11 protein-coding genes are annotated in these 13,297 nt (G+C 63.3%); 10 read left to right on the top strand and 1 reads right to left on the bottom strand.

Annotation, left to right across the window (positions count from 1 at the left end; translation table 11 throughout):
* The first annotated feature begins 1 nt into the window (after position 1).
* The 4 genes from ACFSNN_RS11530 to rlmD all read left to right on the top strand — a co-directional run bounded on the left by ACFSNN_RS11530 (position 2) and on the right by rlmD (position 4,453).
* Positions 2–946, top strand: a complete 945-nt coding sequence (locus ACFSNN_RS11530; RefSeq protein WP_377688873.1) for a peptidoglycan DD-metalloendopeptidase family protein — start codon at positions 2–4, stop codon at positions 944–946.
* An 11-nt stretch (positions 947–957) separates the two neighbouring features.
* Positions 958–2,040, top strand: coding sequence for an RNA polymerase sigma factor RpoS (gene rpoS / locus ACFSNN_RS11525; protein ID WP_134456202.1), 1,083 nt, complete (start codon positions 958–960; stop codon positions 2,038–2,040).
* Between the two features lie 4 nt (positions 2,041–2,044).
* Positions 2,045–2,821, top strand: coding sequence for a 3'-5' exonuclease (locus ACFSNN_RS11520; RefSeq protein ID WP_134456201.1), 777 nt, complete (start codon positions 2,045–2,047; stop codon positions 2,819–2,821).
* A gap of 213 nt (positions 2,822–3,034) precedes the next feature.
* Positions 3,035–4,453: a 23S rRNA (uracil(1939)-C(5))-methyltransferase RlmD gene (rlmD, locus tag ACFSNN_RS11515; RefSeq protein ID WP_134456200.1), complete on the top strand. Its 1,419-nt coding sequence runs from the start codon at positions 3,035–3,037 to the stop codon at positions 4,451–4,453.
* A gap of 152 nt (positions 4,454–4,605) precedes the next feature.
* Here the strand turns inward: rlmD and ACFSNN_RS11510 are convergent, their stop codons facing one another.
* Positions 4,606–5,466 (bottom strand): outer membrane protein assembly factor BamD, encoded by an 861-nt coding sequence (locus ACFSNN_RS11510; RefSeq protein WP_012432851.1) that lies wholly within the window; start codon positions 5,464–5,466, stop codon positions 4,606–4,608.
* Between the two features lie 38 nt (positions 5,467–5,504).
* Between ACFSNN_RS11510 and ACFSNN_RS11505 the strand changes: the two genes are divergently transcribed.
* The 6 genes from ACFSNN_RS11505 to phaR all read left to right on the top strand — a co-directional run bounded on the left by ACFSNN_RS11505 (position 5,505) and on the right by phaR (position 13,117).
* Positions 5,505–6,791 (top strand): RluA family pseudouridine synthase, encoded by a 1,287-nt coding sequence (locus tag ACFSNN_RS11505; RefSeq protein ID WP_134456199.1) that lies wholly within the window; start codon positions 5,505–5,507, stop codon positions 6,789–6,791.
* A complete protein-coding gene (pgeF, locus tag ACFSNN_RS11500) occupies positions 6,788–7,645 on the top strand; it encodes a peptidoglycan editing factor PgeF (RefSeq protein ID WP_134456198.1) in 858 nt (285 codons plus the stop codon). The genes ACFSNN_RS11505 and pgeF overlap by 4 nt, the downstream gene beginning before the upstream one ends.
* Before the next feature lie 640 nt (positions 7,646–8,285).
* On the top strand, positions 8,286–10,115 hold the full coding sequence (phaC, locus tag ACFSNN_RS11495) for a class I poly(R)-hydroxyalkanoic acid synthase (RefSeq protein ID WP_134458868.1): 1,830 nt from the start codon (positions 8,286–8,288) through the stop codon (positions 10,113–10,115).
* A 136-nt stretch (positions 10,116–10,251) separates the two neighbouring features.
* Entirely contained in the window at positions 10,252–11,433 is a 1,182-nt protein-coding gene (locus ACFSNN_RS11490; RefSeq protein WP_134456197.1) for an acetyl-CoA C-acetyltransferase, read from the top strand.
* A 182-nt stretch (positions 11,434–11,615) separates the two neighbouring features.
* Positions 11,616–12,356 carry a 3-ketoacyl-ACP reductase gene (locus tag ACFSNN_RS11485; protein WP_134456196.1) on the top strand — a complete coding sequence of 247 codons (741 nt, stop codon included), beginning with the start codon at positions 11,616–11,618 and terminating at the stop codon, positions 12,354–12,356.
* A gap of 131 nt (positions 12,357–12,487) precedes the next feature.
* Entirely contained in the window at positions 12,488–13,117 is a 630-nt protein-coding gene (gene phaR, locus ACFSNN_RS11480) for a polyhydroxyalkanoate synthesis repressor PhaR (protein ID WP_134456195.1), read from the top strand.
* Positions 13,118–13,297 lie beyond the last annotated feature (180 nt).

Below are 13,297 nucleotides of genomic sequence, written 5' to 3'. Positions count from 1 at the left end.
GATGAGTATGTTGCGCGCGATGAGAAGAACCAGCCTGAATGTCCCCATGACCGTAACCCAGCGTAGCGTGTGCGTGCTCGCCTTGTCCCTGTTGATGACGGCCTGCGCATCCCGGCTCGATCAGGCGCCGGTCGTCGACCGCTCCGGCGGCAGTGTGCTCAGTACGCAAGGCACGCCGCAGCCGGCGGTGCCGCTCGGACCGCCGCCGCCGGGCTACTATCGCGTGAAGCCGGGCGACACGCTGTATCGGATCGCGTTGGAGAACGGTCAGAACTACCGCGACATTTCGGCGTGGAACAATCTCACCAACCCGAATCAGATCGAAGTCGATCAGTTGCTGCGCGTCGTGCCGCCGGGTGCGAACACCGCGGCGCTGACGCCGGGCGTGTCGACCGCACCGATCGGCAGCGGTGGCGCGGTGCAAAGCGCGCCGCTCGGCAGCACGCCGCCGGCGGGCGGGACTGCCGGCGCAGCCGGTGTGGCGGCGCCGCCCATCTACGGTTCTACGACGAACAACGCGTCGCTGACGCCGCCGGCCACGCCTGGCGCGGCCAGCGATTCGAACGCCGGCGCGTCCGGCAACGTGGCCTTTGCATGGCCGGTGCGCGGACCGCTGCTCGGCACGTTCAACGACTCGACCAACAAGGGCGTCAATATCGGCGGCGCAGCGGGAGATCCGGTGAAGGCGTCCGCGGACGGCCGCGTGGTTTATGCCGGAAATGGGCTGCGTGGTTACGGCAATCTCATTATCATCAAGCATGATGCAACTTATCTCACGGCGTATGCACATAACCGCTCTTTGATGGTAAAAGAGGGGGACGCGGTGACGAAGGGGCAGAAGATCGCCGAGATGGGCAATAGCGATTCCGACCGTGTGATGTTGCATTTCGAAGTTCGCCGGCAGGGTAAACCTGTCGACCCACTGAAGTATTTGCCGCCGCAATAAGCGATACGACCATGCCGAAATCGAAGCGCCGCCCGCCGCAAGCCGAGTCTGAGAAGACCAGCCACGCTATGTCCGCTTCGGTCGACGAAAGCGGCGCTTCGGAAGTGGAAGAGGAGATCGCCGAGGAACGCGATCTCGACGAACGCCAGGGCGGCGCTGACGAAGCCGGCGAGACCCGTGAAGGCGCGAGCGAAGCCGCGCCGGACGCGGACGATTTCCGCGCACTGCTGCAAGCCGAGCTGACGGCCGACACGATTCAGCACTACCTGAACCGTATCAGCGTCAAGCCGCTGCTGACCGTCGAGGAAGAGCAGAAGTATTCGCGTCTTGCCAAGGCGGGCGAGTTCGAAGCGCGGCAAGTCATGATCGAGCGCAATCTGCGGCTCGTTGTCAGTATCGCGAAGGGCTATCTGAATCGCGGCGTGCCGCTGCTCGATCTGATCGAAGAGGGCAATCTCGGCCTGATGCACGCCATCGAAAAATTCGATCCGACGCGCGGCTTCCGGTTTTCTACTTACGCCACGTGGTGGATTCGCCAGAGTATCGAGCGCGCCATCATGAATCAGGCGCGCACCGTCCGTTTGCCGGTGCACGTGATTCGCGAGCTTAATCAGGTGCTGCGCGCCAAGCGCCATCTGGAAAAAAATTCGATGAACTCGGGCGAGGCCGCCGACCGGCGCGACGCCAGCATCGACGACATCGCTTATCTGACCGGCAAAACCACCGACGAAGTCACCGACATCCTCGCGCTGAACGAGCACACCGCGTCGCTCGACGCGCCGCTCGATCTCGATCCGGCGAGCAGCCTGCTCGATCTGCTGTCCGACGACCAGAGCCAGTCGCCAGATGCCGAAGTGCAGCACCGCGAACTGGAAACGCTTACACGCGCGTGGCTGGCTCGTCTGTCGGACAAGCATCGTCATGTGATCGAGCGCCGCTTCGGCCTGAATCACATCGAACCCGCCACGCTCGAAGAACTCGCCGACGAAATGGGCCTCACGCGCGAGCGTGTGCGCCAGATCCAACAGGAAGCGCTCGTGCGGTTGAAGCGCTTCTTCGCCTCCAACGGCGTTCGGAAGGACGCCGTTTTATAACCTGATGACACCGATTCTTGTTTTCGACATCGAGACGATTCCCGATGTCGCCGGCATTCGCCGCCTCGAAGATTTGCCCGCCGACCTGAGCGACGCCGAAGTCGCCGAGCATGCGTTCGCCGCGCGCCGCGAAAAAACCGGCAGCGATTTCCTGCCGCATCATCTGCAACGGATCGCGGCGATTTCCTGCGTGTTCCGCGACAACAACGGCTTCCGGGTCCGCTCGCTCGGCACGCTGGCAGACGGCGAGGCGGCGCTGGTGCAGTCGTTCTATCGCGTGATCGAGAAGTACACGCCGCAGCTCGTGTCGTGGAACGGCGGCGGCTTCGACCTGCCGGTGCTGAACTACCGCGCGCTCGTCAACGGCATTCCCGCCTGCAAGTTCTGGGATCTCGGCGAGGACGACCGCGAGTTCAAGTGGAACAACTACATCAGCCGCTATCACGCGCGTCACACGGATCTGATGGACGTGCTCGCCATGTACCAGGCGCGCGCCAACGCGCCGCTCGACGCGCTCGCCAAGATGTGCGGCTTTCCCGGCAAGATGGGTATGGACGGCAGCCAGGTGTGGCACGCGTATCAGGAAGGGCGTATCGAGGAGATCCGCAACTATTGCGAGACCGACGTCGTCAATACGTACTTGCTCTATTGCCGCTTCCAGCTGATTCGCGGCGCGTTTTCGCCCGCGGAGTATGCTGACGAGATCAACCTGGTCAAGAACGCGCTGGCGCTGGAAACGGCGCCGCAATGGGCCGAGTATCTGGCGGCGTTCGACCAGTAAGGCCGCTCGCGGTCAGGGCGTGACGCGTTTGCCTTGCAGCGGATTGCAGGGCCATTGCGGTCCTTTTGTTCATGATGCAAGGCGCTCGTCCGCGGACTCACGCCACGCCCGGCCTGGACTCGCGTGGGGCCGTTGCCGCCGCTCCGAATGATGGCCAGGCGCGGCGCTTCGTCTACAATCTCGCCTTTCCCCAAGTTTGTCAGGAAGTCGCAGGTGTCCCGAACTGCTCCCCATCGCCGCGCGCCGAAGCGCTCCAAGACGCCTCCGCCCGCGCCGGCACACATCGTCACCGGCAACGAGCCGGTCATCGAAATCGTTTCGCTCGATATGGAAGCGCGCGGCGTCGGCCGCACCGAAACCGAAGACGGCACGTCCGGCAAGGTCATCTTTGTCGAAGGCGCGTTGCCCGGCGAGCGCGTCAGCTATTCGACGCATCGTAGCAAGCCCAAATTCGAGCAGGCCGAAGTGGTCCAGGTGTTTCGCGAAAGCGTGATGCGCACCAAGCCGAAATGCACTTACTTCGATATCTGCGGCGGCTGTTCGATGCAGCATCTCGACATTCGCGCGCAGGTGGCCGTCAAGCAGCGCGTGCTCGAAGACAACCTGCAGCATCTGGCGAAGCTGCGCCCGGAGACGGTATTCCGGCCGATTCATGGGCCGTCCTGGGGTTATCGCTACCGCGCGCGTCTGGCCGTGCGTTTTCTGCCGGAAAAGGGCGGTATGCGCATCGGCTTCCATGAGAAGAAGAGCAGCTACATCGCCGACATGAAGACTTGCGAAGTGTTGCCGCCGCACGTGTCGGCCATGCTCATGCCGTTGCGTTTCATGGTGCGCAAGCTGTCGATTTACGAGCGCATGCCGCAGCTCGAACTGGCGGTGGGCTCGTCGGTCACGGCGCTGGTGGTGCGCAATCTCGAGCCCATCACGGCTGCGGACGAGCAGGTGCTGCGTGATTTCGCCGACCAGCACAAGGTGCAGTTCTGGTTGCAGCCGGGCGGCCCGGATACGGTCACGCCGTTCTATCCGCTCGACGCGCAGCTCGACTACACGCTGCCGGAATACGACATCCGCATGCCGTTCAAGCCGACCGATTTCACTCAGGTGAATCACGCCATCAACCGCGTGCTGGTGAGCCGCGCGCTGCGTTTGCTGGCGCCGGCGCGCACGGATCGCGTGCTCGATCTGTTCTGCGGGATCGGCAACTTTACGCTGCCGCTCGCGCGGATTTCGAGGGAAGTCGTGGGCATCGAAGGCAGCGAGGTGTTGACCTCGCGCGCGCTGGCCAATGCCGAGCTGAACGGCGTGGCGGGGCATACGTCGTTCGCGTGCCGCAACCTGTTCGAAGTCACCGCCGACGACATGCGCGCGCTCGGCCACTTCGACAAGTTCCTGATCGACCCGCCGCGCGAAGGCGCGCTGGCCGTCGCCAAGGCGCTGGTGGACATCGCGCAGAGCGGCGATGGACCGCTGCCTAAGCGCATCGTGTACGTCTCGTGCGCGCCGGCGACCCTCGCGCGCGATGCCGGTCTGCTTGTGCATGAGGCGGGCTATCGGCTGGTGGGTGCGGGCGTGGTCAATATGTTCCCGCATACGTCGCATGTGGAGTCGATTGCGTTGTTCGAGCGGGATTGAGTCGCGCTGCCGGCGGCGCTGGTGGCATTGGCCCGCGGCGCCTCGGCGAAGTAAGGCAAGGCAAGGTAACGCAACGCGACGCACAAACAAAAACGCCACGACCGAAGTCGTGGCGTTTTTTCTTCCTGCCGATTCTCAGTACGCGGTGAAGCTTAGAACTGCCACCACGACTTTTCCGTCCCCGGCCGTGCATGACCCGTGATGTACGGGCTGTCGGGGAAGGTGCCGGCCAGCACGCGCTTCGTGTCGTCGGCCAGTTGCGGCTGGTTCAGCTTCTCGTACGACAGCATCATGATATGCAGTGCGTCTTCGATAGCCGGTGCGTTCTTGTATTGCGTGAGCGCCAGTTGCGCGCGGTTGATCGCGGCGACATAGGCACCACGGCGGTAGTAGTAATCCGCCGCATGGACTTCGTGCGACGCGAGCGCGTTCACGATATAGCGCATGCGCTGCGCTGCGTCCGGCGCATACTTACTGTTCGGATACTTGTCCACCACGACCTTGAACGCATCGTACGACTCGCGCAGCGACTTGGGATCGCGTTCGCTCATGTCCTGGCCGGAGAAGCGGCCGAACAGACCGAGGTCGTCGTTGAAGTGAATCATGCCCTTCAGGTAGTACGCGTAAGCGATGTCCGGATGATCCGGATGCAGCTGGATGAAGCGGTCGATAGCCTGGTCGGCGGCGGCGTTTTCGTTGTCTTTCCAGTTGCAGTACGCGACATTGATCTGCGCCTGCTGGGCGAAGTGGCCGAACGGATCGCGACCCTCGAGCATTTCGAAGTACTTGGCGCACTTGCCGAAGTCACCACCGCTCAGGGCGTCGTTCGCCTCCGTATATAATTTGTTGTTGTTCCACGTTGCCGTCTCGTCGGTCTTTTCCGGCAGGCCGTGGCAAGCCGCGACAACGGCGACGGCTGCGGCGCACGCAATGTATCCGGCCACTTTCCGGGCCGCCTTCTTGATGGCCGCCAAATTGATCGCCGCTTTAGTGATGGTGTTCAAGGCTCGCATTTTCCAGTCTAGCTTTACGTCCAGGTGACCCAGACTCAATGACCCGCTCAAATACTCCAGGCGCCGCAACCGGTGCCGGGAATAGCAACAAAGATTATAGCGTAAGCGCTGACCCCTCCGACGCGTTGGGCGTCGATTCCCTCGACGACGATCTCGGCAGCGACGCGCTCGCCGCCGCCGCTCTGCCCAGCCATGTGCCGACCGTGGCGAGCCGCGTGGCGGACGAAACGCCGCGCAGCGTCGTCGTGCCCGACGAGTTGGCGGGCGAGCGCCTCGACAAGGTGCTCGCGCGGGTTTTTCCCGAGTTCTCGCGCAATCGCCTGCAAAGCTGGATCGAGGCCGAGCGAGTAAGGATCGACGGCAAGCCCGCGAAAATCCGCCAGCCGGTGCCGCTCGGCGCGACCATCGAGCTCGTGCCGGATCTGCTGCCCGAACAGCTGGCGTTCACGCCGGAGCCGGTGCCGCTCGACATCATTTATGAAGACGACACGCTGGTGGTCATCAACAAGCCGGCCGGCATGGTCGTGCATCCGGCGGCCGGCAACTGGAGCGGCACGGTGCTCAACGGCCTCCTGTATCGCTACGGCGAGGCCGCCGCGGGCCTGCCGCGCGCGGGCATCGTGCACCGGCTCGACAAGGAAACCTCCGGCCTGATGGTGGTGGCGCGCACGCTCGAGGCACAGACCGACCTCGTGCGCCAGTTGCAGGCGCGCACGGTGAAGCGCCGCTATCTCGCGCTGGTGTGGGGCAACATGCCCGAAGAAGGCACGATCGACGCGCCAATCGGCCGCGATCCGCGCGAACGCACGCGCATGGCCGTGGTCACGAGCGCGTCGGGCAAGCCCGCGCGCACGCATTTCCGGCGCGTGGATTCGGCGATCTGGCAGCGTCAGCCGGTCACCGCGATTCATTGCGATCTGGAAACCGGGCGCACTCATCAGATTCGCGTGCACTGCGCGCACATTGGTCATCCGCTGCTCGGCGATCCGGTGTATGGGCGCGCGCGCGGCAAGCGCTCGGTCACGCCGCTACCCGACGGTTTCGCACGCCAGGCGCTGCATGCATGGCGTCTCGGGCTGATCCATCCGCGGACCGGCCGCACGATGCAATGGCGTGCCGACGCGCCGGCCGATATGGAGGCACTGTCGGCGGCGCTCGGCCTCGGCCGCGACGACGCGGGCGAGTTCGACGAGACGTATTACGAGGAAGACGACTACGACGCGTCGCTCGACGCGGACGCCGATGAAGACGGCGCCCTGGATCACGACGACGCCGACGATGAAGCCGACGACCAAGACGACCACGACGAGGACGACCACGCATGACCGTACCCGAACTAAGCTTTGCCGATGTCGTGCAACCCGCATGGAATGTCTCGCCGCGCGTGCGCGCGCTCGTCACCACGCGTGACGGCGGCGTGAGCGAAGCGCCGTTCGGCCGCTGGCAAAACGGCGCGGACTTGCCCGGCGGCCTGAATCTGGGCATGAAATCCGGCGACGATCCGGCAGCGGTCGCGACGAATCGTGAGCGTCTATTGAAGCTGGCCGGCGTGAGCGAGGCCGCGTGGCTCGAACAGATTCACGGCGCCGGCATCGTACGAGCGGAAGACGTGCTCGCGCAAGCGCATGCGAACGGCGCACCGACGCGCGCCGATGCCAGCGTCACCGATCGTCCCGGCACCGTGTGCGTCGTGATGGTGGCCGATTGCATGCCGGTGCTGTTCTGCGACGCAGCGGGGCGTGCGGTCGGCGCGGCGCACGCCGGCTGGCGCGGACTGGCGGCGGGCATCGTCGAAGAGACGGCGCAGCGCGTCGCCGAACTTGCCGGTGTGGAGGCGGGCGCATTGCACGCTTATCTCGGTCCGTCGATCGGTCCCGACGCCTTCGAAGTCGGCGCAGACGTGCGTGACGCCTTCATGAACGGCGTGGGCGCCGCACAACGCGATGCGACGTCCAACGCCTTTGTCGAGCACCCGCGCAATCCCGGCAAATATCTCGCCGATCTCCCTGCGCTGGCGCGTTTGCGGCTGCAGCGTCTGGGCGTGACGCGCATTGTCGGCGGCGATCTCTGCACGCTCACGCAACGTGAGCGTTTCTATTCCTATCGCCGCGATCGCGAGACCGGCCGCATGGCCGCGATGATCTGGCTGGACGATCAGGCGCAGTCCATCGCGGACTAACTCGCGACGCGCCTCATGCGCGGCCATTTTTTCGCGATATTCAACACACCCATGCCCGCACGCATGACGTCGAGACGGCGCGACGCCATGCATGCGGGCATGCTTGTCTGAGCATTGTCACGTCTCGCAGGACCCTTGCCCGCGAGCACCCGTATGAGGGTTTGTTCGGAGCAGCACAAACGTTTTTGCTGCGCTGCCGGAATTCCGGACGCTGGCGTAAATCTGCCGCCAAAACTGTCCGCGCGCGAACGGATAAATGCACATAAGCCTATGCAATTTGGGAGCTTTTTGCGTTCTCGTGTGACTCGACCTACGCATGTTCCAAAAGCGCGATCTTCTACACAGGGAAAACGATAATTAAAAAACTATCGCACTGCGGCAAAATCGGGAACAAGCATTGACATGCCTTGCGATGGGGAGCAAGAATGTTCCTCACGGCTCCTCGTACAAGGGACAGGGCGTGACGAGGTCGCGAGCATTTGCTCACGTGCGCACGAACCTGCCTCTCAACCCGTCCGCAAGGACTTACCGGTCAAAAGCAGGTATGGCAGCTTCACATCCCTCAGCTTCCCCCAGCACGGACTCCTCGACGGAGCACACGCAGCAGGCCGGTATGAGCGGTGCAACACCGGCCGCAGGCATGCAGCAGTTTGTCGACGCATGGATGAACGCATGGCGTTCGCTCGGCACATCGCCCGGCGGCAGCGGCATGCCATTCGCCATGCCGCAGATGCCGCTGGCAATGCCTCAAATGGGCTTGCCGCAGGGTTTCCCTCAAATACCGTCGTTTCCCGGCATGCCGGACTTCAGCAAGCTGGCGGCGGGATCGATGCCCGGCATGCCGTCGTTCGCTGGCCTGAATATTCCGACCGCAGCCATTCCCTCCGAGCGTCTGCAGAAGTTGCAGGCTGATTACTCGCGCGAGGCAATGGAACTGATCCAGCAAGCCACCACGTCAGGCACGCAGGCGCCCCAACTCAAGGACCGCCGCTTCAGTTCCGACGCATGGAGTTCGGCGCCGGCCTATGCCTTCACCGCGGCGTGGTATCTGTTGAACGCGCGCTATCTGCAGGAAATGGTCGATGCGCTCGACACCGAACCCAAGGTGCGCGAGCGCATCCGTTTCGCTGTCCAGCAATGGACCGCGGCGGCTTCGCCGAGTAACTTCTTCGCCTTGAATCCCGAAGCGCAAAAGACCTTGCTGGACAGCAAGGGCGAAAGCTTGCGCCAGGGCGTGATGAACCTGCTCGGCGACTTGCAGCGCGGCAAGATCTCGCAGACCGACGAATCGGGTTTCGTGGTCGGTGAAAATCTCGCGAACACCGAAGGCTCGGTCGTGTTCGAAAACGACCTGATGCAGCTGATCCAGTACAAGCCGCGCACGGCGACCGTGCGCGAGCGGCCGCTTCTGATCGTGCCGCCTTGCATCAACAAGTTCTACATTCTCGATCTGCAGCCGGAGAATTCGCTGGTCGCTCACGGGCTCGATTCGGGACACCAGGTGTTCCTGATTTCGTGGCGCAATGCCGATCAATCGATCGCGCATAAAACATGGGACGACTACATCGGCGAGGGCGTGCTGACCGCCATCGATACGGTCAGCAAGATCAGCGGCCGCGAGCAGATCAATACGCTCGGTTTCTGCGTCGGCGGCACGATGCTCGCCGCGGCGCTGGCGGTGGCCACCGCGCGCGGCGAACATCCGGCCGCGTCCATGACGCTGCTCACCGCCATGCTCGATTTCTCGGACACAGGCGTGCTCGACGTGTTCGTCGACGAACAGCATGTGCAGATGCGCGAGCAGACCATCGGCGGCAAGAACGGTACGCCGCCGGGGCTGATGCGCGGCATCGAGTTCGCCAATACGTTCTCGTTCCTGCGCCCGAACGATCTGGTGTGGAACTACGTCGTCGACAATTACCTCAAAGGCCGCACGCCGGTGCCGTTCGACCTGCTGTACTGGAATAGCGATTCGACCAGCCTGCCGGGCCCGATGTATGTCTGGTATCTGCGCAATACGTATCTCGAGAATCGTCTGCGCGAGCCGGGTGCGTTGACCACTTGCGGCCAGCCAATCGATCTGTCGAAGATCGACGTGCCCACCTTCATCTACGGTTCACGCGAAGACCATATCGTGCCGTGGCAAACGGCGTACGCGTCGGTGCCGCTCCTCAGCGGGCCGTTGAAGTTCGTGCTCGGCGCGTCGGGTCATATCGCGGGGGTGATCAATCCGCCCGCGAAGAAAAAACGCAACTTCTGGATGCTGGAAGGCGACATCAAGACGCTGCCGGAGAACCCGGAAGAATGGCTCGATCAGGCGACCGAAGTCCCTGGCAGCTGGTGGCCCGAATGGACCACGTGGCTCGACCAGTACGGTGGCAAGAAGGTGAAGCCGCGTGCCACGGCAGGCTCGGCTGACTTTCCTGTGATCGAGCCGGCGCCGGGACGTTACGTGCGGCAACGGGAGTAGGTTCGAACGCGCTTCATGGCGCGGTTGTTTGCGGTGTGAATGAGCGTTTGATTGAGTTGGCGCGTGATTAAGAGCAACGAGATTTTTAACTTGACGGGCAGCGGCGCATGCGGCCGACCGCCCGGAGGATATGGAAATGACTGATGTTGTGATCGTATCGGCCGCCCGTACGGCAGTGGGCAAATTCGGTGGGTCGCTGGCGAAGATCGCCGCACCCGAACTCGGCGCCACCGTGATTCGCGCCGTCCTCGAGCGGGCCGGTCTGAAACCGGAGCAGGTGAGCGAAGTGATCCTGGGTCAGGTGCTTACCGCTGGCTCGGGCCAGAATCCGGCGCGTCAGGCCGTGATCAAGGCCGGCTTGCCTACGGCTGTGCCCGGCATGACGATCAACGTGGTGTGCGGCTCCGGCCTGAAGTCCGTGATGCTTGCGGCCAACGCCATCATCGCGGGTGACGCGGATATCGTGGTGGCCGGTGGTCAGGAAAACATGAGCGCGGCGCCGCATGTGCTGCCGGGTTCGCGCGACGGTTTCCGCATGGGCGACGCGAAGCTGATCGACTCGATGATCGTCGATGGCCTGTGGGACGTCTACAACCAGTACCACATGGGCGTGACGGCGGAAAACGTCGCCAAGGAATACGGCATCACGCGCGAGCAGCAGGATGCGTTCGCGGCGCTGTCGCAGAACAAGGCGGAAGCCGCGCAGAAGGCAGGCCGTTTCGACGACGAAATCGTGCCGGTCGAGATTCCGCAACGCAAGGGCGAGCCGCTGCGTTTCGCCACTGACGAATTCGTGCGCCATGGCGTGACGGCCGAATCGCTGGCCGGCCTGAAGCCGGCGTTCTCGAAGGAAGGCTCGGTGACGGCGGCTAACGCGTCGGGTCTGAACGACGGCGCGGCGGCGGTGCTGGTGATGTCGGCGAAGAAGGCAGAAGCGCTCGGCCTCAAGCCGCTCGCGCGCATCAAGGCATACGCCACCTCGGGTCTGGATCCGAAAGTGATGGGCATGGGCCCGGTGCCGGCCTCGCGCCGCTGTCTCGAACGCGCGGGCTGGACGCCGGCCGATCTGGACCTGATGGAAATCAACGAGGCGTTTGCCGCGCAGGCGTGCGCAGTGAATCAGCAAATGGGCTGGGACACGTCGAAGATCAACGTGAACGGCGGCGCGATTGCGATCGGCCATCCGATCGGCGCGTCCGGTTGCCGGATTCTCGTCACGCTGCTGCACGAAATGCAGAAGCGCGATGCGAAGAAGGGCTTGGCGTCGCTGTGTATCGGCGGCGGCATGGGTGTGGCGCTGGCGCTCGAGCGCGACTAAGCAGGTGCGCATGGCGGGCGCCGCGGGCGTCGGCCATGCGTCGAACGGAACGTTGCCGCGCGCTGTGGCGCGCGGTCAGCGGAGGCCTCGTCAGCCGGTCGCCCGGCGGCAGCGGAGATGAAACACAGGCGAGGAAAGAGGCAGCCACTCGGCGCCTCGAAAACGATAACGGAGTGTAGGTTATGACACAGCGAATTGCGTACGTAACGGGCGGGATGGGTGGCATCGGCACGAGCATTTGCCAGCGGCTGCACAAAGAGGGCTACAGGGTCGTCGCGGGCTGCGGCCCGAACTCGCCGCGCCGCGTGAAGTGGCTCGAAGAGCAGAAGGCGCTGGGCTTCGATTTTGTCGCGTCCGAAGGCAATGTCGGCGACTGGGAGTCGACCAAGACTGCGTTCGACAAGGTGAAGGCCGAAGTCGGAGAGATCGACATTCTGGTCAACAACGCCGGCATTACGCGCGACGTCGTGTTTCGCAAGATGACGCACGAAGACTGGACGGCGGTGATCGACACCAACCTGACCAGTCTCTTCAACGTCACCAAGCAGGTGATCGACGGCATGGTCGAGCGTGGCTTTGGCCGCATCATCAACATTTCGTCGGTGAACGGCCAGAAGGGCCAGTTCGGCCAGACCAACTATTCGACCGCGAAGGCCGGCATTCACGGCTTCACGATGTCGCTGGCGCAGGAAGTGGCCACCAAGGGCGTGACGGTCAACACCGTGTCGCCGGGCTACATCGGCACGGATATGGTCAAGTCGATCCGCCCCGACGTGCTGGAAAAGATCGTCGCGACAATTCCGGTGCGCCGTCTCGGCCAGCCGGACGAAATCGGCTCGATCGTGGCATGGCTGGCATCGGATGAATCGGGTTTCTCCACGGGCGCTGATTTTTCGCTGAACGGCGGTTTGCATATGGGCTGAGTCACCGGCGCGCCGCTCACAAGGCAGCGCGCTTCGGCTCAGATGGTTCGGCGGCGTCTCGACTGCGCAAAGGCCCAATTGCGCAGCCGCTGACGCCGTTTCCGCGCTCAACTTGCGCTCAAAGGCGTTACATGACCACTACTACAAAGAAAACAGCCGAACGACTGATCAAGAAATATCCGAATCGTCGGCTCTACGATACCGAGACAAGCACGTACATCACGCTGACGGACGTCAAACAGCTCGTGTTGGATCAGGAGGATTTCAAGGTCATCGATGCGAAGAGCAACGAGGATCTGACGCGCGCGATCCTGTTGCAGATCATTCTCGAAGAGGAGAGCGGCGGTTTGCCGATGTTCTCGTCGTCGATGCTGTCGCAGATCATCCGCTTCTACGGTCATGCGATGCAGGGCATGATGGGCACGTATCTGGAAAAGAACATTCAGGCCTTCATCGACATTCAGGCGAAGCTCGCCGACCAGTCGAAGAATCTGTACGAAGGCAAGGCCATGAACCCCGAGGTCTGGTCGCAGTTCATGAACATGCAGGCGCCGATGATGCAGGGCATGATGACCAGCTACATCGAGCAGTCGAAGAACATGTTCGTGCAGATGCAGGAGCAGATGCAGAACCAGGCGAAATCGATGTTCGCCACGTTCCCGTTCACGCCGGGCGGCGCGGTCAACCCCGGCAATCCTGGGAATGCGCCGGCCAATCCGCAAGGCAACCCGGAGGTTGACCCGGAGGCGGAGAAGAAGTAAGGCGATCCTGCGAACGGGGTCTTCCGGCGTTGGGGCGTCGCCGGGAAGCGCCCCGGAGTTTTGACGCGTCGCGGGCGCGGTCTTCGCCAGGACTGGGCGGCCGGCCGCGGGCGATCCATTGCCCGCGCGGTACAATCGCGGGCTGCGTGTGTGGGGCATTTCCTCGGAGAGGGCGCTCTG

It is taken from the genome of Paraburkholderia dipogonis (genome assembly GCF_042680985.1).
GTDB classification, from domain to species: domain Bacteria; phylum Pseudomonadota; class Gammaproteobacteria; order Burkholderiales; family Burkholderiaceae; genus Paraburkholderia; species Paraburkholderia phytofirmans.
This window is presented reverse-complemented; position numbering and strand designations above follow the sequence as displayed.

Bases quoted from the DNA above. Each gene is read 5' to 3' on its own strand.
- ACFSNN_RS11530 (WP_377688873.1), top strand. From the start codon at position 2: ATGAGTATGTTGCGCGCGATGAGAAGAACCAGCCTGAATGTCCCCATG.
- rpoS (WP_134456202.1), top strand. From the start codon at position 958: ATGCCGAAATCGAAGCGCCGCCCGCCGCAAGCCGAGTCTGAGAAGACC.
- ACFSNN_RS11520 (WP_134456201.1), top strand. From the start codon at position 2,045: ATGACACCGATTCTTGTTTTCGACATCGAGACGATTCCCGATGTCGCC.
- ACFSNN_RS11510 (WP_012432851.1), bottom strand. From the start codon at position 5,466: ATGCGAGCCTTGAACACCATCACTAAAGCGGCGATCAATTTGGCGGCC.
- ACFSNN_RS11505 (WP_134456199.1), top strand. From the start codon at position 5,505: ATGACCCGCTCAAATACTCCAGGCGCCGCAACCGGTGCCGGGAATAGC.
- pgeF (WP_134456198.1), top strand. From the start codon at position 6,788: ATGACCGTACCCGAACTAAGCTTTGCCGATGTCGTGCAACCCGCATGG.
- phaC (WP_134458868.1), top strand. From the start codon at position 8,286: ATGCAGCAGTTTGTCGACGCATGGATGAACGCATGGCGTTCGCTCGGC.
- ACFSNN_RS11490 (WP_134456197.1), top strand. From the start codon at position 10,252: ATGACTGATGTTGTGATCGTATCGGCCGCCCGTACGGCAGTGGGCAAA.
- ACFSNN_RS11485 (WP_134456196.1), top strand. From the start codon at position 11,616: ATGACACAGCGAATTGCGTACGTAACGGGCGGGATGGGTGGCATCGGC.
- phaR (WP_134456195.1), top strand. From the start codon at position 12,488: ATGACCACTACTACAAAGAAAACAGCCGAACGACTGATCAAGAAATAT.